General features: G+C 62.4%; 14 protein-coding genes and 1 tRNA gene. 9 read left to right on the forward strand and 6 right to left on the reverse strand.

The window, feature by feature from the left end; translation table 11 throughout:
* Positions 1 to 249 precede the first annotated feature (249 nt).
* The 3 genes from Bravens_RS07110 to Bravens_RS10915 all read left to right on the forward strand — a co-directional run bounded on the left by Bravens_RS07110 (position 250) and on the right by Bravens_RS10915 (position 4,730).
* Positions 250 to 3,966 (forward strand): multifunctional oxoglutarate decarboxylase/oxoglutarate dehydrogenase thiamine pyrophosphate-binding subunit/dihydrolipoyllysine-residue succinyltransferase subunit, encoded by a 3,717-nt coding sequence (locus Bravens_RS07110; RefSeq protein ID WP_062021766.1) that lies wholly within the window; start codon positions 250 to 252, stop codon positions 3,964 to 3,966.
* Positions 3,963 to 4,571 carry a GDSL-type esterase/lipase family protein gene (locus Bravens_RS07115; RefSeq protein ID WP_062021769.1) on the forward strand — a complete coding sequence of 203 codons (609 nt, stop codon included), beginning with the start codon at positions 3,963 to 3,965 and terminating at the stop codon, positions 4,569 to 4,571. The genes Bravens_RS07110 and Bravens_RS07115 overlap by 4 nt, the downstream gene beginning before the upstream one ends.
* A gap of 78 nt (positions 4,572 to 4,649) precedes the next feature.
* Positions 4,650 to 4,730: a 50S ribosomal protein bL37 gene (locus tag Bravens_RS10915; RefSeq protein ID WP_370919328.1), complete on the forward strand. Its 81-nt coding sequence runs from the start codon at positions 4,650 to 4,652 to the stop codon at positions 4,728 to 4,730.
* A 161-nt stretch (positions 4,731 to 4,891) separates the two neighbouring features.
* On the opposite strand, the gene rsrA is transcribed toward Bravens_RS10915, so the two are convergent.
* On the reverse strand, positions 4,892 to 5,164 hold the full coding sequence (gene rsrA / locus Bravens_RS07120) for a mycothiol system anti-sigma-R factor (protein WP_062021772.1): 273 nt from the start codon (positions 5,162 to 5,164) through the stop codon (positions 4,892 to 4,894).
* The gene (locus tag Bravens_RS07125; RefSeq protein ID WP_062022322.1) at positions 5,161 to 5,772 is read right to left on the reverse strand and encodes a sigma-70 family RNA polymerase sigma factor; all 612 of its coding nucleotides are present in this window, start codon (positions 5,770 to 5,772) and stop codon (positions 5,161 to 5,163) included. The genes rsrA and Bravens_RS07125 overlap by 4 nt, the downstream gene beginning before the upstream one ends.
* 259 nt (positions 5,773 to 6,031) lie before the next feature.
* Here Bravens_RS07125 and Bravens_RS07130 point away from each other — a divergent pair, with 259 nt between their 5' ends.
* The 5 genes from Bravens_RS07130 to Bravens_RS07150 are packed head-to-tail and all read left to right on the forward strand — an operon-like array spanning position 6,032 to position 10,821.
* A complete protein-coding gene (locus Bravens_RS07130; protein WP_082784735.1) occupies positions 6,032 to 6,502 on the forward strand; it encodes a DoxX family protein in 471 nt (156 codons plus the stop codon).
* Positions 6,502 to 7,797, forward strand: a complete 1,296-nt coding sequence (aroA, locus tag Bravens_RS07135) for a 3-phosphoshikimate 1-carboxyvinyltransferase (RefSeq protein ID WP_062021775.1) — start codon at positions 6,502 to 6,504, stop codon at positions 7,795 to 7,797. Before Bravens_RS07130 ends, aroA begins: the two co-directional genes overlap by 1 nt.
* Positions 7,797 to 8,807: a ribosome small subunit-dependent GTPase A gene (gene rsgA, locus Bravens_RS07140; RefSeq protein ID WP_062021778.1), complete on the forward strand. Its 1,011-nt coding sequence runs from the start codon at positions 7,797 to 7,799 to the stop codon at positions 8,805 to 8,807. Before aroA ends, rsgA begins: the two co-directional genes overlap by 1 nt.
* A 23-nt stretch (positions 8,808 to 8,830) precedes the next feature.
* Positions 8,831 to 9,595: a histidinol-phosphatase gene (gene hisN / locus Bravens_RS07145; protein WP_019175465.1), complete on the forward strand. Its 765-nt coding sequence runs from the start codon at positions 8,831 to 8,833 to the stop codon at positions 9,593 to 9,595.
* The gene (locus Bravens_RS07150) at positions 9,592 to 10,821 is read left to right on the forward strand and encodes an aminotransferase class I/II-fold pyridoxal phosphate-dependent enzyme (RefSeq protein ID WP_062021781.1); all 1,230 of its coding nucleotides are present in this window, start codon (positions 9,592 to 9,594) and stop codon (positions 10,819 to 10,821) included. The genes hisN and Bravens_RS07150 overlap by 4 nt, the downstream gene beginning before the upstream one ends.
* Positions 10,822 to 11,273: 452 nt before the next feature.
* Here Bravens_RS07150 and Bravens_RS07155 read toward each other — a convergent pair.
* From Bravens_RS07155 to Bravens_RS07165, 3 genes are all read right to left on the reverse strand, one after another.
* A tRNA-Met gene (locus Bravens_RS07155) sits at positions 11,274 to 11,350 on the reverse strand.
* 231 nt (positions 11,351 to 11,581) lie between these two features.
* Positions 11,582 to 14,566 carry a UPF0182 family membrane protein gene (locus Bravens_RS07160; RefSeq protein WP_062021784.1) on the reverse strand — a complete coding sequence of 995 codons (2,985 nt, stop codon included), beginning with the start codon at positions 14,564 to 14,566 and terminating at the stop codon, positions 11,582 to 11,584.
* 20 nt (positions 14,567 to 14,586) lie between these two features.
* Positions 14,587 to 15,666, reverse strand: coding sequence for a YlbL family protein (locus Bravens_RS07165; protein WP_062021787.1), 1,080 nt, complete (start codon positions 15,664 to 15,666; stop codon positions 14,587 to 14,589).
* A gap of 167 nt (positions 15,667 to 15,833) precedes the next feature.
* On the opposite strand from Bravens_RS07165, the gene Bravens_RS07170 reads away from it, so the two are divergent.
* Positions 15,834 to 17,126: a zinc-dependent metalloprotease gene (locus Bravens_RS07170; RefSeq protein ID WP_062021790.1), complete on the forward strand. Its 1,293-nt coding sequence runs from the start codon at positions 15,834 to 15,836 to the stop codon at positions 17,124 to 17,126.
* 116 nt (positions 17,127 to 17,242) lie between these two features.
* Here the strand turns inward: Bravens_RS07170 and Bravens_RS07175 are convergent, their stop codons facing one another.
* Positions 17,243 to 17,821, reverse strand: a complete 579-nt coding sequence (locus Bravens_RS07175) for a M48 metallopeptidase family protein (RefSeq protein WP_062021793.1) — start codon at positions 17,819 to 17,821, stop codon at positions 17,243 to 17,245.
* Positions 17,822 to 18,250 lie beyond the last annotated feature (429 nt).

Here is an 18,250-nt window from a genome sequence, read left to right on the forward strand (position 1 = left end):
ATCTCCGAGGCGCGAATGAGCCCGACGGTCAACGCCGGGCCGAAACTGGCATATTTCATGAGGCCATCGTAGCGAACAGCAAGCAGGAAATGACACGGCAACCGCACAGGGAACCAGCCCCGCAAAGGGCAAGGTGACAGATGACACAGCCGAAATTGAAACCATGCGGGATACTGCCGGTTCAATTGGCTAGACTGGTTCGCGACGTCGTTGTACCCACCGAAGCTTAGGAAGAAGGCGATCAGCGCCGTGTCTGAATCGAACCCGACCATCACGGCCGAAGACTTCGGCTCGAACGAATGGCTGGTTGAGGAGCTCTACGAGCAGTACCTGAAAGACAAGAACTCAGTAGACAAGGCTTGGTGGCCGGTCTTCGAAAAGTACGAAGCTCAGAGCAGCGATTCGGCCCCTGCCGCACAGAAGGCGGCCCCGCAGAAGAAGGCCCCCGCCGCATCTTCGCAGAGCACACAGAAGAAGAGCTCGACGTCGTCCAAGGGCGTAACCCCTTCGTCGACGGAAGCGGAAACCCCGAAGGCCGAATCCAAGACCGCCGCCTCCAAGAAGTCTGCAGCCGGCAGCGCGCAGAAGTCCGCCTCGGCACCTCAGGACGCCGAAGACAAGGTCACGAAACTGCGCGGACCGGCCAAGGCCGTTGCCGTCAACATGGACGACTCCATCAACGTCCCCACCGCAACGTCCTACCGCCAGCTTCCCGCCAAGGCGATGATCGACAACCGCATCGTCATCAACTCGCACCTCAAGCGCACCCGCGGCGGCAAGGTCTCCTTCACCCACATCATCGGCTTCGCCGTGATCAGGGCACTCAAGGCCATGCCCACCCAGAACGTCTACTACGACGAACAGGACGGCAAGCCCGCAATGGTGCAGCCGGCCCACGTGAACTTCGGTCTTGCGATCGACGTTCCCCGGCCCGACGGCACCCGCATGCTGCTCGTACCCAACGTCAAGGCTGCTGACACCCTGACATTCCGCGAATTCATGGCCGCCTACGACGACCTCGTGGAACGCGGTCGGGGCGGCAAGCTCGGTGCTGAGGACTTCGCCGGCACCACCGTGTCGCTGACCAACCCCGGCGGCATCGGCACCATGATGTCCGTCCCCCGCCTCATGCGCGGCCAGGGCGCCATCGTCGGCGTCGGCGCAATGAACTACCCGGCAGAATTCCAGGGCGCAAGCCAGGAGACCATCAACCGCCTGGCCGTCTCCAAGGTCGTCACCCTGTCCTCGACCTACGACCACCGCGTCATCCAGGGTGCGGGCTCGGGTGAGTTCCTCAAGCTCGTCCACGAGTACCTGCTGGGCGGCGACGGCTTCTACGACGAAATCTTCGAGTCCCTCCAGCTGCCCTACGAACCGGTCCGCTGGATGCCCGACCTCGACGCATCCGACACCGACGATGTCAACAAGACCGCCCGCGTCATCGAGCTCATCGACTCGTACCGCACGCGCGGTCACCTCATGGCGAACATCGACCCCCTGGTCTACCGCCAGCGCACGCACCCGGACCTCGACATCAACAACCACGACCTCACCCTGTGGGACCTCGAGCGCTCCTTCGCAACCGGCGGTTTCGGCGGCAAGCCCGTCATGCCCCTGCGCGACATCCTCGGCCTGCTGCGCGACGCCTACTGCCGCACGACCGGCTACGAATACATGCACATCGCCGACCCGGAGCAGCGCCGCTGGTTCCAGTCGAAGATCGAAATCCCCCACGAAGAGCTCACCCGCGAAGAACAGGGCCACATCCTGGGCCGTCTCAACGCGGCAGAGGCTTTTGAGACCTTCTTGCAGACCAAGTACATCGGCCAGAAGCGCTTCTCGCTCGAAGGCGGCGAATCGACCATCGTCCTGCTGGACGAAATCGCCAACGAAGCAGCTGACGCAGGTCTGGAAGAAGTCGCCATCGGCATGGCCCACCGCGGCCGCCTCAACGTGCTGACGAACATCGCGGGCAAGTCCTACGCACAGATCTTCCGCGAATTCGACGGCGTGCAGTCGCCCGAATCCTTCCAGGGCTCCGGCGACGTCAAGTACCACCTGGGCATGGACGGCTCCTTCACCTCGCCCGCCGGAAACACCACCAAGGTGTCGGTTGCTGCAAACCCCAGCCACCTCGAAACCGTCAACCCCGTCCTCGGCGGCATTGTGCGCGCCAAGCAGGACGAACTCGACCACGGCGAAGAGGGCTTCGGCGTTCTGCCGATCCTCGTCCACGGTGATGCCGCTGTCGCAGGTCAGGGTGTGGCCTTCGAAACCATTCAGCAGTCCGAACTGCGCGGCTACCGCACCGGCGGCACGATCCACGTGGTCATCAACAACCAGGTCGGCTTCACCACCCCGCCGGCATCGGCTCGCTCGTCGTTCTACTCAACCGACGTCGCCAAGTCGATTTCGGCCCCGGTCATCCACGTCAACGGCGATGACCCCGAAGCCGTCTTCCGCGCTGCCCGCCTGGCATTCGAATTCCGCCAAACGTTCCACCGCGACATCTTCATCGACCTCGTGTGCTACCGCCGCCGCGGCCACAACGAGGGCGACGACCCGTCGATGACCCAGCCGGTCATGTACTCGCTGATCGACAAGAAGGCTTCGGTGCGCAAGCTCTACACCGAATCGCTTGTCGGCCGTAAATTCATCAGCGACGAACAGGTCTCCGAAGTCGTCAAGGACTACCAGAACAAGCTCGAAGCTGCCTTCGAAGAAACGAAGGAAGCCGAGAAGTCCGCAGGCGCTGACGCCGGCTTCCCGCAGAAGATCGACATCGCACCGAGCGACTTCGGCACCGAAATCGAAACCGCAGTTTCGAAAGACATCGTCGAAAAGATCGGTGACGCACACGTTGACGTTCCCGAAGACTTCGAAGTCCACAAGAAGCTGCGCAGCCTGCTCAAGAAGCGTCAGGAAATGTCCCGCTCCGGCGGCATCGACTGGGGCTTCGCGGAGCTGCTGGCCTTCGGTTCGGTCCTCATGGAGGGCATCCCGGTCCGCCTTGCCGGTCAGGACTCCCGCCGCGGTACATTCACTCAGCGCCACGCGGTCCTGATCGACCACGACAACGGCAACGAGTGGACGCCGCTTGCCAACCTCACCGACGAGCAGGCTCGTTTCTGGGTCTATAACTCCCTGCTGAGCGAGTACGCGGCCATGGGCTTCGAATACGGCTATGCCGTAGAGAACAAGAAGGCCCTCGTGCTGTGGGAAGCCCAGTTCGGTGACTTCGCGCAGGGTGCACAGTCGATCATCGACGAATACATCACGTCCTCGGAACAGAAGTGGGAACAGCTTTCCGGTGTTGTCCTCCTGCTGCCCCACGGCTACGAAGGCCAGGGCCCGGACCACTCCTCGGCCCGCATCGAGCGCTTCCTCCAGCTGTGTGCAGAGAACAACATGACGGTTGCCTACCCGTCTAACGGCGCTTCGCACTTCCACCTGCTGCGCCGTCACGCACACACCGAGAACAAGCGCCCCCTGGTGGTCTTCACACCTAAGTCCATGCTGCGCCTCAAGGCAGCTGCCACGGACGTCGAGCAGTTCACCTCGGGCCGCTTCGAGCCGATCATCCCGGACACGACCGTCGACGCTTCCAAGGTCAACCGCGTGGTGCTTGTCGCCGGCAAGTTCTACTGGGACCTGGTTGCCGAACGCAGCAAGCGCAACGACGAGACCACGGCGATTGTCCGCATGGAGCAGCTGTACCCGCTCGACACCGACGCGGTGAAGGACGTGCTCAGCGCCTACCCGGCGGATGCCGAAATCGTGTGGGCTCAGGAAGAACCGGAGAACCAGGGTGCTTACCCGTTTATGGCCCTGCACCTGGACCCCGTGCTCGACGGCCGCACCCTGCGCCCCGTCAGCCGCGCATCCTCGGCGGCCCCGGCTACCGGTCTGAAGAAGGTTCACGACTACGAACAGGCCGAAGTCATCAAGCGGGTTTTCGATAAGTGACCCCGAAGAGGCGCACATCGATCGTCGTGGCCGGTGACCACCTGGTTGCCGGCCACGGCGACGGTCGTGCACTGGGCTGGGTTGGCCGGGTGGCTGTTCGCACTCACCCAGCGCTCGAAAACGCCAGGTTCTACACTCTGGCTGCCCCGAGCGAAGACTCCGCACAGTTTGCCGACCGCTGCATCGCAGAGGCCGAGCTCCGCTACGGCGATGACGACGACAAGCGACTGGTGCTTGCGCCAGGCTGCGGAGACATCGCCGCGGGAATTTCTACGGCACGATCCCGTCTGAACCTGGCCAATATCCTCGACCAGGCCCTCAGCCGCGGATACTCCGCATTCGTTGTCGGGCCGCCCCCCGGGCGCAGTCAGAGCGAAAACCGTCAGATCGAAGAGCTCAACCGCGGTTTTTCGGAAGTCGCGCTGCGCCGCAGCATCCCGTACGTCGACTGCTTCACTCCCCTGGCAGACCACGCTGTCTGGCAGCGAGAACTTGCCACATCGAGCGAAGGTCTGCCCGGTCAGGAAGGCTACGGGCTGTTGTCATGGCTGGTGCTCAACCGCGGCTGGTTTGAGTGGCTGGGCGTAGACGACGTCACCGGCTGACACGAGGTGCAGCTCACATTATTTGGCGTGAGCGCAACAGTGTGAAAGAATACCGTAGTTGACCAGGAGGAGATCATTATGAGCAAGCGCGGACGTAAGCGCAAGGACCGCAGGAACAAGCCCGCTAACCACGGCAAGCGCCCCAACGCAGGTCGCTGATCCTCGGTCTCGTATAGACGCAAAGGGCGTGATGGTGTTAATCACCATCACGCCCTTCTTGTTTGTCTGCTGACTTCAGCCAGCCGTGCAGTCTGTCATTCAGTACTGCCTGTCATTCGACGGTGACGACGGCTCAGCCCTGACAGCTCATCCCTGACGGCTCAGCCCTGCCAGTGGATCTGGGTGCGCTCGACCGTGATCCTGGCGCGGATGCGATCAGCGAGCCCTTCCGGTGCGACATCGCAGTTGCACGAGCGGCGCACGAGCTCCTTCAACATCGATTCGATCTGGTATTCGTCAGAGCATTCTTCGCAGTCGCGCAGATGAGCTTCGATTGCCTGACAGGCTTCGGGTCCGAGCTCACCGTCGAGGTAGCCGTAGATGCGCTCCAGGCTTTCCATGCGACACGAACTCCAACGATTTGTCTCTGTCATTTCTTCGCCTCCGTCTTCGCTGTGCCGATGCCCCGCTCCGCCGCGTAGTCAGCGAGTTTTTCTCGCAGCTGACGGCGTCCACGGTGCAGACGGGACATCACCGTGCCGATTGGTGTGTCCATGATTTCGGCGATTTCCTTGTACGGGAGACCTTCGACGTCCGCGTAGTACACCACCATCCGGAAGTCATCCTGCAGGCTGGCCAGTGCCTCTTTGACGTCGGAGTCGGGCATTTGGTCGAGAGCTTCGAGCTCGGCCGAACGCCCCTGGTTCGAGGTGTGGCTCGCCGCCCGGTGCAGCTGCCAGTCCTGAATGTCATCATCACTGGATTCCAGCGGCTGACGCTGTTTCTTCCGATAGTTGTTGATGAACGTGTTCGTCAGAATCCGGTAGAGCCACGCTTTGAGGTTGGTTCCGGGCTTGTACTGGTGGAAGGCCGCGTATGCCTTCAAATACGCCTCTTGGACGAGGTCTTCAGCGTCTGCGGGGTTGCGGGTCATGCGCATGGCGGCCGCGTACAGCTGGTTGACGTACTGCAGGGCGTCGGCTTCGAAGCGCGCTGAGCGCTCTTCGTCCGTTTCGCGTTCAAGATCAATCGGTTCACTCATCACGGTCAATGCTACGTCGCCGTGATGTGGGGCCTCTGGGAAGTCAGCTGTCCGGGTGCCTGACGCACCGGTCGCCGCAGCCTCAGCTGGCCCCTGTCGCTCTTTGCACAGAACCATGCGGTCTCCTCTCGATCTGTTCACTGAACACAACGGCTTGTCATGGGCAACTATTCCGAGGTGGCGCCGCGGAGCGACCGACTCTGCCGATTGCGCTCGTGGGCGATATGCTGGGAGTGCTCTCGAAAGAAAGGACGCAGCTTTGTCTCTTGTACGGCTTATTGCCCGCCCCATGCTTGCCTCGTCGTTCATCGCCAACGGCGTCAGCCGGGCACGCCGCCCCCAGTCCGCTTCTATCGCCCCTCTGACCCGCCTCCTGGATGAAAAGTTTGACGTCCAGGTCAGCCCCGACCTCGTTGCCCGCGGTGCCGGTGTTGCGCAGATCGCCGCCGGCAGCCTGCTTGCAATCGGCAAGATGCCGCGCCTGTCCGCCGGCCTGCTGGTGAGCACCTACCTCATCGATGTTGTTGCAGAACAGCTGGACGGTGAGGCAGAGAAGAAGAACTCGCTGGTCACCAAGACTTCGCTGCTCGGCGGTGCTCTGCTGGCAGCTGTCGACACGGCCGGCCGTCCCAGCCTGGCATGGCGTGCCCGCCACGCTGCCGAGAGCGCGTGGGACAGCATCGAAAAGCAGTCCGCTAAGGCAATGGATGCCATTACGCCGAACTCCTGATGACTGACATTCTCGCCACGTGGCCCGCACCAGCTGTTTCTCAGCCGGTGCGGGCTCGTGTTTCTGTTCCCGGTTCGAAATCGCTGACCAACCGTCTGCTTGTGCTGGCGGCACTGGCCGAGGCGCCATCAACTCTTCGGGCACCGCTCATCTCTCGCGATACTCAGCTGATGCTCGATGCGGTGGCTGCTCTTGGCGGTGCTGTTGAGCACGACGGTGACGCTGTGCGCATCACTCCTATTGAAGGCGTTCCAGATGCCCCGGCCGAGGTCGAGTGCGGTCTGGCCGGCACTGTTATGCGCTTTGTGCCATTCGCAAGTGCCGCAGCCGGGGTTTCAGCACGCTTCGACGGCGATGCGCAGGCCCGCGTTCGCCCTATGGGCACTGTTCTGTCTGCACTCCGAGAGCTCGGGGTGGATGTCAGCGCTGAAAGCGAATCCCTGCCGTTCACCATGACGGTTGACGCAGTCCCCCGCGGTGGGTCCATCGACATCGATGCCAGTCAGTCCAGCCAGTTCGTGTCCGGACTTCTGCTGGCGGCACCGCGCTTTGCCGAGGGCCTCACGGTGCGCCACACGGGCGCTTCCCTGCCCTCTGTCCCGCACATCGACATGACGGTCGAAACGCTGCGCGCTGCCGGTGTCACGGTCGATACCCCTGAACCGAATGTCTGGCGTGTGCACCCAGGCCCGATCGCACCGCTGGACATCACGGTTGAACCTGATCTGTCGAACGCTGCCACCTTCCTCGCGGCAGCGCTTGTCACCGGCGGCGAAGTCACCATCCCGAACTGGCCTGATCGCACAACGCAGGCAGGTGATGAATTCCGTTTCATCGCAGAAACCTTCGGCGGTGAAAGCGAACTCATCGACGGCGAACTCACGGTCCGCGGACCCAAGCAGCTGCAACCGGTGGACCTCGACCTGTCATCCGTCGGCGAACTCACCCCCGTGACCGCCGCAGTGGCAGCGGCAGCCGGCGGCACCTCGCGAATCACCGGGATCGGCCACCTGCGCGGGCACGAAACCGACAGGCTCAGCGCACTGGCAGCGGAATTGTCAGCCTTCGGCGTCACGGTCGATGAAGGCGAGGATTCCCTCACCATCACCGGCCCGCCCACTCCCGATGCCGGTTCCATCGCCGACCGCGGCTGGAACACCTACGCAGACCACCGCATGGTCATGGCTGGAGCCGTACTGGGCCTGGTCAGACCGGGGCTTGTCATCAACGACCCCGACACCGTCAGCAAAACACTGCCCGCATTCACCCGAATGTGGGACGAGGCTTTCGGCTGATGGCAGGCCGCTACGCGAACTTCACAGAAGAGGACTACCGCCCCCGCCCCAACCGAAAAGGCAAGAGGCGGAGGACAAAAGAGCTGCCCAGCTATGACGACGCGATCGGCGGGATGATCACATCGGTCGACCGGGGCCGCTACCGCACCCGACTCGACACGGGTGTCAGCGTCACGGGCGTCCGCGCCTCACACCTGAGACGCACTCCCCTGGTCCCCGGTGACCGAGTGCGACTGGTGGGCGATACCTCGGGAACCGAGGGAACCCTGGCCCGCATTGTCGTACTCGATGACCGCAAGACGATCCTGCGGCGCAGCGCCGACGACAATGACGACTCAGAACGGGTGATCGTCGCCAACGCCGACCAGATGGTCATCGTCACCGCCGCGGCTGATCCCGCGCCTTCGGAAGGGCTGATCGACAGGGCGATTGCTGCTGCCTTCAACGCCGAGATCGAACCGATCCTCGCTGTGACCAAGCTTGACCTCGCACCGATCGACGCTCTGCGCGAGCGCTTCGCAGACACGGGAGTGCCGATCGTCGCGTGCGGATTTGATGACTCCGGACAGCCCAGGACTGAGGAGCTCGCGGAACGTCTGCACGACAGGATCAGTGTGCTGCTCGGACATTCCGGGGTGGGCAAATCAACGCTCATGAACGCGCTCGTCCCCGAGGCCGACCGGGCCACCGGCCACGTCAACCAGGTCACCGGGCGCGGCCGGCACACCAGCTCATCCGCACTGGCGCTGCCGCTGCCTGATGGCGGATGGATCATCGACACCCCGGGTGTGCGCTCCTTCGGCCTCGCGCACGTTGACGTGGACACCGTCATCGCGGCGTTTGCCGACCTCGCACCCGCCACCGCACACTGCCCGCGCGGCTGCGAACACCAGGCAGACTCCCCCGGGTGTGCTCTCGACACGTGGGTCGCCGACGGCCGCGCAGGCCAGGGCGGGGCCGCTCGGCTGGACTCGCTGCGCCGCCTTCTGGACAGCCTCAGCACTGACTGAGCTGTTCGACTAGCCTGGTGGGCATGGACGACCTCGAACTTGCCCACTATTTGGCTGACAAAGCCGACGCTCTGTCGCTTCCTGCATTCCGCGCGCAGGACTTCAGCGTTTCGCAGAAGCCGGACATGACCCCCGTGACGGACGTTGACCGCGCAGTTGAACACGCCCTGCGCGAAATCATCGTCGACAACCGTCCCGACGATTCGCTGTACGGGGAAGAATTCGGTGCTTCCGGTGAAAGCGCCCGCCGCTGGATCATCGACCCCATCGACGGGACGAAGAACTTTGTCCGCGGTGTTCCGGTCTACGCCACCCTCATCGGACTGTACGAGGGTGCCACTCCCCTTTTGGGCATGGTGAGCGCACCGGCACTCGGCCGCCGCTGGTGGGGCACCCCGGACGGCGGCGCCTTCTTGAGGTTTGACGGTGATGATCGACAGATCTCCGTTTCTGAAGTCAGCGAACTGGCCGATGCATCACTGGCTTTCTCATCTCTGTCCGGTTGGCGTGATCTTGGCCGCCGCGACGCTTTTATTTCATTGACAGACCAGGTGTGGCGCCTGCGCGGCTATGGTGACTTCTGGTCATACATGCTCGTAGCGGAAGGTGCTGTCGACATCGCGGCAGAACCTGAGCTCGAACTGTATGACATGGCCGCCCTTGTACCCATCGTGCAGGCAGCCGGCGGCGTCTTCACCGACGTTGACGGCCGCCCGGGACCGTTTGGACCCAATGCGGTCGCATCGAACGGACACCTGCACCAAGCCGCCCTGGAGAAACTCGCATGACACTAAAGCTCAGCCCTCTGCCAGAAGAGGTCAACCGGGCCGCCGGTCTGCTGGATGCAGACGGCAAGCCCACCGAAACGATCTTCGGGGTTATGACGAAGTTCGCCGCTGAACAGGGAGCGGTCAACCTCGGCCAGGGTGCCCCCGGCATTCCTGCTCCCACACCGCTGCTCGACGCTGTCGATCGCGCTATGAAGGACGGCGAGAACCAGTACCCGCCGGGACAGGGTCGTCCCGATCTCATCGAGGCCGTGTGCACTCAGCGGGAACGCGAATACGGGCACAAGGTTGAGCCCGAGCAGGTGCTCATCACAGTGGGCGCGACCCAGGGGCTGACGAGCGCCATCATGGCGCTGCTGCCGCGCGGCGGGAAGCTTGTGACCTTTGAGCCGTTCTTCGATTCCTACCCTGCGGCTGTCGCAATGGCCGGGGGCGAGTTCGCCACAGTACCGCTCCTGCCCGCTGAGGACAGCTGGCAGCCGGATTGGGCGGCCTTCGAACGTGAAGTCGAGGGCGCATCGATGATTCTGGTCAATTCACCCCACAACCCCACCGGGACCGTGTTCTCCGCTGAGGCACTCGATCGCATCTATGACGCGGCGGAGCGCGTGGGCGCCTGGATCCTCACGGACGAGGTCTACGAACACCTGGTATTCGACGACAACGACTACCAGCCAATCGCGGCCCGGTACCCGGGTTCTGAGCGTATCGTCTCGGTTTCTTCCGCCGGCAAGGCGTTCAACATCACCGGGTGGAAAATCGGCTGGCTCATTGCTTCTCCCCGTGTGCGTGCGGCGTGCCAGGCAATCCAGCAGTACATGACGTTCTCCGTGGGCAATCCGCTCCAAGCGGCACTCGCACAGGCGATCGGCGAAGGATGGTCGTTCCCCAAGGAGAACCGCGATCTTCTGCAGCACAACCGCGAAATCATCGTGGGCGCGCTGGAAGACGTGCAGGGCATGCAGATCCATGTACCCCAGGCCGGGTACTTCCTGCTGGCCGATTTCTCGCAGCTGACAGACAAGGACGCGACGGCGGTCAATGACGTGCTCACCCGAAAAGTCGGCGTGACGGGAATTCCGGCTACAGCACTGTGCCGCGAGGGTTCAGAAACCGCGAAGCGCTTCCGCAGCTTCATTCGCTTCAGCTTCTGCAAATCGACTGAGGAAGTCGAAGACGCTGCCCAGCGCATTCGCAACAACCTCGACGTGTTCCAGAGCCTCTGAGGGTTAAGGCGGAGCCTGTGCCTGAGCTGCGTACGCCCCGCCTCACCCCAGATTCACGCGTAAATGCAGATTTGCGGTTTAATGCAGCACATTAACGCGCAAATCTGCATTAAAGCGTGAGAACGGCCCGCAGCGGCGCTGAGCAACCACGACGAGGGCCCCGACACTTCTGTGCCGGGGCCCTTTCCGTTCACACCTGGCGAGGTGCCACTCTCCCCTGCCTTCCACCTCGGGCGTTTTCGGGTGGCGGGGACCAGTGCAAGCCAGCGTGAGTCTGCGTTGACTCCCCTTCACCCCAGACTCACGCGCAAAAGCAGATTTGCGCTTTAATGCAGCACATTAACGCGTGAATCTGCATTAAAGCGTGAGAACAGCCCAGCGCCGCAGACGGCGCGCAACGGCACAGCATAAAAAATCCCGGGACATCTTTGCGATGTCCCGGGATTTCAACGTGGTGGCGGGGGAGGGATTCGAACCCTCGACCTCCGGGTTATGAGCCCGGCGAGCTACCGAACTGCTCCACCCCGCGGTGCGTGTACCACTATACGGAACCTTGCGGTGAACACCAAATTAAGTGGGTGTGATGTGTATCGCACCGCATTTCAGCAGGTGTCCCGGCAACGATTCCACCCAGCAACCACAGTGCTCAACAAACGGTCACCGCCCCCGCCAAGCCCGCTGGGCAAAACAGCTGGCCAAGCCCGCTTGACGCAGCGTCCGCCCCGGCTGCGTCAAGCGGCCGGGGCGAACGCTGCGGGCATCAGTCCTGGTCGCCCTGGTCTCCACCGGTGTCGCCACCCTGGCCTGCACCGGTGTCAACGCCGTCGGCCTTCATGGCCTTCTCCAGTGCCTTGCGCAGACGATCCTGAGCCTTGCCGTACTCGTCCCAGTTGCCTTCCTTCATGGCCTTGTCAGAGTCCTTCATTGCCTGATCGGCTTCCTTCAAAGCCTCATCAAGTCCTGCTCCCCCGGCAGCCTTGCCCTTGTCGCCGTCCTTCGAGCCGTCAGCTGTGACCGAGCCCTTTTCGTCGTCAGAAGCCTGGCCGGACTGTCCGTGGTCACCCGCGGACACACCGGAGTCACCGCCGAACACCTGGTCAAGTGCTTCGTCAAGGGTCGGAGCGAAGCCGATCTGCTCACCGAATGCCACAAGCACTCGCTGCAGAACCGGGTACGAAGTCTCACCCTGCGAACGGACGTACACCGGCTGAACGTACAGCAGTCCCCCGCCGATCGGCAGCGTAAGAAGGTTGCCGTTCTCCACCTTCGATTCACCCTGACGCAGCAGGTTGAGGTTCTGCTGAATGGCCGGCTCGGTGTTGAAGTTGTTCTGCGCCTGGCCGGGGCCGGGAACCGTCGTGTTGCGCGGCAGCTGGAGCAGGCGCAGGCGACCGTATTCGTCGGCAACCTTGCCCTTTTCATTGCCCGCGTCGCCGCTGGCTGCGAAATAGCCGGTGAGGTTGTTGCGCGTCTGTCCCTCAATGGGGCGCGGAATGAAGCTCGACGTCAGCGAGAACGTGGGCTGTTCCTGACCTGGCATCTGCAGCGTCATGTAGTAGGGAGGCTGCATGAGCTGCTTGTCACGTGCGACCGTCGGGTCAAGCGGCGTCGTCCAGAAGTCCTGTTTCGTGTAGAACGAGTTCGCATCCGGAACGTGGTACTGCGTCAGCAGCTGACGCTGCACCTTGAAGAGGTCCTCCGGGTAGCGCACGTGGCTCATGAGGTCGCCGCTGATTTCCGAGATCGGCTTGAGCGCGTTCGGGAAGATCTTCGACCATGACTGCAGGACTGGGTCTTCTTCATCCCACGCGTACATGTCGATCGAACCGTCATAGGCATCGACGGCGACCTTCACCGAGTTGCGGATGTAGTTGACCTTCTGCGGCGGAAGCGCAGCCACAGCACCCTGGCGCTGGGTGTTGGAGTCTTCCGTGACGGCCTGCAGAACCTGCGGCGTCGAATACGGGTAGTTCGAGCTTGTGGTGTAGGCGTCGACAATCCACTTGATGCGGCCGTCGACAACCGTGGGGTACGGATCGCCGTCCACTTCAAGGAACGGTGCGACCTTCTTGACTCTCTCCCGCGGCTTGCGGTTGAACAGAATCTGCGATTCCGGGTTGACCGCATCCGACAGGACGATCTGCTCGTCCTGGAACTTCACGGCGAAGGCCAAGCGATTGAACAGCTTGCCGACATTCGGTCCGCCATCGCCCTGGAATGTGGTGTAGACCTGAGCACCGCCGTCCTTGTCATCGTCCGTCGGGTAGTCGATCTCGCGCTTCTCGCCGTCCTCCGGGCCGCCGACAATCGAGTAGGTGGGCGACTGTTCGCCGAAGTAGACCCGCGGTTCGTATTCGCCGAGTTCACCCGTCGGCGGGATGTTGTGTTCGAGGAACGCCGGGCGGCCATCCGCGCCCTGCTTATTGCCGTAGGCTGCGACAACGCCGAAACCGTGCGTGTAGACAACCGACTGGTTAAGCCATGAAGCCGTCGCCTGCGATTCCGGGTTCAGTTCACGAACCGAGATCACGGTGTCCTGCTGTTTTCCGTCGATCTCGTAGCGGTCAACGTCGAGCTGTTCGGGGAACGAATAGAAGGAACGCTGCTGCTGCAGCTGACGGAACGTGTCCGACACCAGATTCGGATCCAGCAGGCGAATAGAAGCCGCAGTGTCAGCGTCAGCCCTCAGGGCACCTCGTTCGCCTTCAGTGGAAGGCTTGTACTGCTGCACTTCGACATCGTCAATGCCGTAGGCATCGCGAGTCGCGTCGATATTCCGCTGCAGGTAGTCCTTTTCCAGGCTCTGTTCACTCGGCTGGACCATGAACTGCTGCACGGCTGCCGGCAGACCGATGATGGAAACCGCACCGAGAACCAGCAGCATGACAACCGAGACCACCGAGAGCTTCCACATGTCGCGGAACGCATTTGCGGCCAGCAGAACTGCCACGACCACGGCGGCAATCGCGATGATGAGCAGAGCCGGGATCGTGATGTTCACGGCCGTGTAGCTGGCGCCGGCCATAAGACCGGATTCGTCCATCAGCCTCGTGTAGCGCTGCAGGAAAATACGTCCTGCCTGCAGCAGAACCAGAATCGCCGCGGTCACGGCCAGCTGCACCCGAGCGGCTTTTGTCAGCTGAAGGCCCTTTTCTTCACCCGGACGAATACCGCCGAACAGGTAGTGGGCCACGGCTGCTGCCACGAGGGACAACAGTGCTGCCATTGCGAGGAAGTCACCGATGACCCTGAGCATCGGCAGAGAGAAGACGTAGAAAGAAATGTCGAGCCCGAATTCCGGGTCGGCTTTGCCGAACGAGGTGGGGTTGAGGAACAGAAGCACCTCTTTCCACGCGCCACTGAGCGACACACCGCCGATGCCGCCGATCACCAGCGGCATGACAATCGTCATGAGTCGACGCAGCGGTTCAATCGCCTCGCGGTAGCGGTCGAGGTTTTCCTGCTGCGGGGTCTGCGGCACATAGACCGGTCGTTTCCGGTAGGCCAGTGACAGCGGCAGGAAGACCGCGAACCCCATAACAATCAGGCCGGCGGCGAACAGGGCAATCCGAGTGATCCACTCCGTGGTGAACACCGCGAGGTAGTCAACCTGGGAGAACCACAGGACGTCCGTGTAGATCTGCGCAAACACCACGTAGAGCGCCAGCAGTGCGATGACCGCGGCAATCGTCAGCACGAGAGGCGATGGGCCCTTGCGCTTCGCTGTTTCCTGACTGTTGGACACGGGGTTCCTTTCGAAGGCTCTCACCTGTCGGCGCTGCACGAAGGCAGGTCGGATGTTCGGTCTTCTGCAATGTCCTCCAGCGCGGTTTTCGCCGCGTGGAGATTGTCGATTCTCACAACTGTGATGTCACGGCCCTTGGCGGCGTCGACCGCTTCTGCGCAGTTGTCACGCGGGGACAGGAAGTATTCGCTGCCGGCATCGTCTGCGGCGGCGACCTTCTGTCGCGCTCCCCCAATGGGCTGCACGGTGCCGTCAGCTGTGATCGCTCCGGTTCCGGCGACGTTCTTGTCACCTGCCAGAGGCCCTTCGGTCAGCTTGTCGATGATCGTCAGCGCAAACACCGTGCCGGCTGATGGGCCGCCGATGTTGTCGAGGTTGAACTTCACGTCGACGGGGAAGTCGAAGTCCTGGTTCAGCAGAACTCCCATCCGGTGTTTGCCGTCGATCATGGTCGGCTGGACCGTTTCGGTCCGCTCCTTTCCCCCGCTTACGAGGCGGAGCTCCACCGGGCTGCCCTTCTCGACTTCCGCGTGGATTGTCTGCAGGGCGTCCGGACCTTCGACTTCTTTGCCGTTGATGGCCAGCACCGTGTCGCCCTGGGCGACTTTGCCGCGCGCCGGTCCGTCAGCGGGGTCTTCTGCCACTCGCATGCGGACTGTGTAGTCCATGCCGAGTTCGCTGAGCGCCGCGGCCGTGGCGATGTCCTGGGAGCTTGTCATCTGCGCCGTGTTGGTCTGGCTGACCTGTTCACCGGTTGTGTCCAGCGGGTACATGGATTCGGTCGGCACGACGGTTTCTGTCCCCTTGAGAACCCCCATGAATGCGCGCAGTGCGCTCATGTGGCGGTCGGGACCTCCGACCACGCCGACGGTGAGCATGTTGAGCTGCCCGTCAGTGGGATAGGTTTTCGTTCCCGTGATTTCAACGACGTCTTTGTCGGTGTCTTTGACTTTCCCCAGCGTGTTGAACACCGGGCCGGGGGTTTCGACCATGTACGGGACGGGCAGAACAACTGTGACCAGCACGAGAACGAACGCGAGAAAGCTCGAAACGGCGAATGCGGAGATCCGCCTGCGGGGCTGGTCAGAGTGCCTGGCCACAGTGTCCTTTCGGTTGGTCGGCTTGAAGCATTCTAGTCGGTGCCGTGACGACACCACCATTCGGCGTTACGTCGAGAGCGAAATGTGCAGTTGACGGCGCTGAGTGGAAATCTTTTAGCGACTCGCTTCGTTACCCTGAAAAGAACGATCAACCCGTGGGGGCCAACATGAGTGATGACAAAGACCGTCCAGATGACGACCCGAGGAACAACATGTTCGGCATGTTCTTCGGCGGCGGGCAGGGGCCGTTCAACATGGATCCAAGCCAGCTGGGATCGATGATGAGCAGCTTCCAGTCGATGATGTCCCCTCCCGACCCAGAAGAAGCCGCCCTGCGGACAGCCGAAAGCGCTGTCCCCCAGCCGGACCCGACCGTGACCAACGAGACCAGCCAAGCCACGGCAGATGCGTTCCGCCTTGCCGAACTGTGGCTCTCAAAGGTGACGGACGCCTCGTCGGGGGCTGCCGGCGTTCAGGCACTCAGCCGCCGAGGCTGGGTCAAGGAGACGATCGGCGGTTGGCTGTCGCTTGCCTCCCCCATCCAGGAACGGACCGCTTCCGGACTCACCGAGAGCATCACGGAGCAGATTCCCGAGGAGATGCGCGGCTTCCTCAGCAGCGCACAGCCGATGCTTGCCTCCATGACAACGTCGATGTTCGCCTCCCAGCTGGGGCAGGCCGCCGCTGCACTGTCCGGCTCTGTGCTCACCGGCACGGAGTACGGTCTGCCGCTGGCATCAAGCCAGCGTCCCTCCATGGTGAGCGCAAACATCACGGGCTTCGCCGCTGAAATCGATGTCGACGTGACCGAGCTGCGCATCTACCTGGCCACTCTGGAACTGGCACACTACGCGCTGTTTGCTCGCGCTCCGTGGCTGCGCAAGCACATTGAAGAGGCCGTGCGCGCATACGCTGCGACCGTCGAAGTCAACGGGGGCGCCCTCGGTGGCATCACACCGGACATGGATCCGCAGAAAATGCAGGAAGCGGCCGAACAGATGCAGAAGGACCTGTTCAAACCCGCCGATACGGCAGAACGCCGCGCCGCAGAACAGAACCTCCAGCGGCTGCTGTCAACGGTTGCAGGCTGGACCGATGTTGTTGCCTACGCCGCTGTCAAACCGCTTGAAAAGCGCGACCAGATTCGCGAAGCGCTGCGCGAACGCTACAGCACCCAGTCGGAAGCCGAAGCTGAATTCGCTTCGCTCATTGGGCTGAACATCCACCCGACCCGCATGAACGATGCGGTGCAGCTGTTCACGTTCCTCGAACAGACAGAAGGCGCTGAAGCCCGCGATGCCGTGTTCAGCCAGGTGGAGTCCCTGCCGTCGGCCGTCGACCTCGACGACCCTCTGGGCTACCTGGAGCGCCGCAGCCCCGAAGCGGCCGACGCCGATATTGAAAACATGGACGAAGCTCTCCAGCGACTGCTGGATGAGGAATCCGGCAAGGACGACTGACGCCGGCTGAAGCAAGCAGCCTCACCGACGCACAAAAGCGCCGCGGGGAGATCACCCGCGGCGCTTTTGTGTGCTGACGCAGCGCAGCGTTCGGCGGCGCCGCGGCTTATGCCTGTTCAGCTTTGTCTTCCTGCGGCTTCGGCGGCATCTTCGCCGTGCGCAAAGCCTTCGAGGAAGACTTCCGCTGCCTCTGCTTTCGGATGCCGGTTCGCCAAAGCGCGAAAAGCAGGTGAATGGTCGAGGTGCCGCAAATGGGCCAACTCGTGAACCAGGACTGCCTCGAGGACCCAGCGGGGAACGTTCCGCAGACGGTCGGACACTCTGATATCCCCCGTCAGACCGCTTGCAGAGGCGAACCTGCGTCGCTGGTTCGCAACCCAGCGCACAGAGCCCGGCTCAATGCCGTCGTCGAAATAGCGGCTGTTGAGCTCCTCGGCGAGGGCTCGGAGTTCGTCGTCGCTGCGGGGAGCCAGCGCCCGGCGGCGCTGGGCACGTTCCAAAAGCAGAGCGATGCCGTCGAGGTTTGCTGCAACATTGAAACGCTGCGGAACAGCGAGCTTCCAGCCGTCGGCGGTCGGCTGCAGCGAGTAGGTTTTCTTTCTGCGCGCAGAGCGCACCACAGTCATTTCTCCGCTGCGAAGCATCCGCTCAACATCTGCCGCCGTCATGGTGCCAATCCAAGCAGAGGGCCCCATCGAGAACAAAGTGAAGCGAACATGTCCATGATGTGACCAACACCACCTACTCAAATCCAACAGATTTCAAAAATTTATGCATCAACAGCCGAATTTCGCGGATTCTCGGGCCTGAACAGCCATCAACCACATCATCATCCACAGCTGTTTCCACAGGCACGGGAGAAGTCTCCACAGAGAATCCACACGCGTCCACACTGCCAACCGGACTCCGCTTTGACGACGCCCCGTCCGTCCTTTAACTTTGAGGGACGGACCTGCGGAAAACGCAGTGATCACGGGCAAGGGGAAGGCTCGTGAACACTGACGGCCCTGCGGGTCCGCCTACTGAGCAGGGCCTGCACAGTGGCGTCGGTTCTCACCAGCCGACAGCCGCGCAGCAGGCCCTGCTCGTGTTCTATCCACAGGTTTTCCACAGATGTAGAAAGC

The sequence above is a fragment of the Brevibacterium ravenspurgense genome (genome assembly GCF_001584615.1).
GTDB lineage: Bacteria > Actinomycetota > Actinomycetes > Actinomycetales > Brevibacteriaceae > Brevibacterium > Brevibacterium ravenspurgense.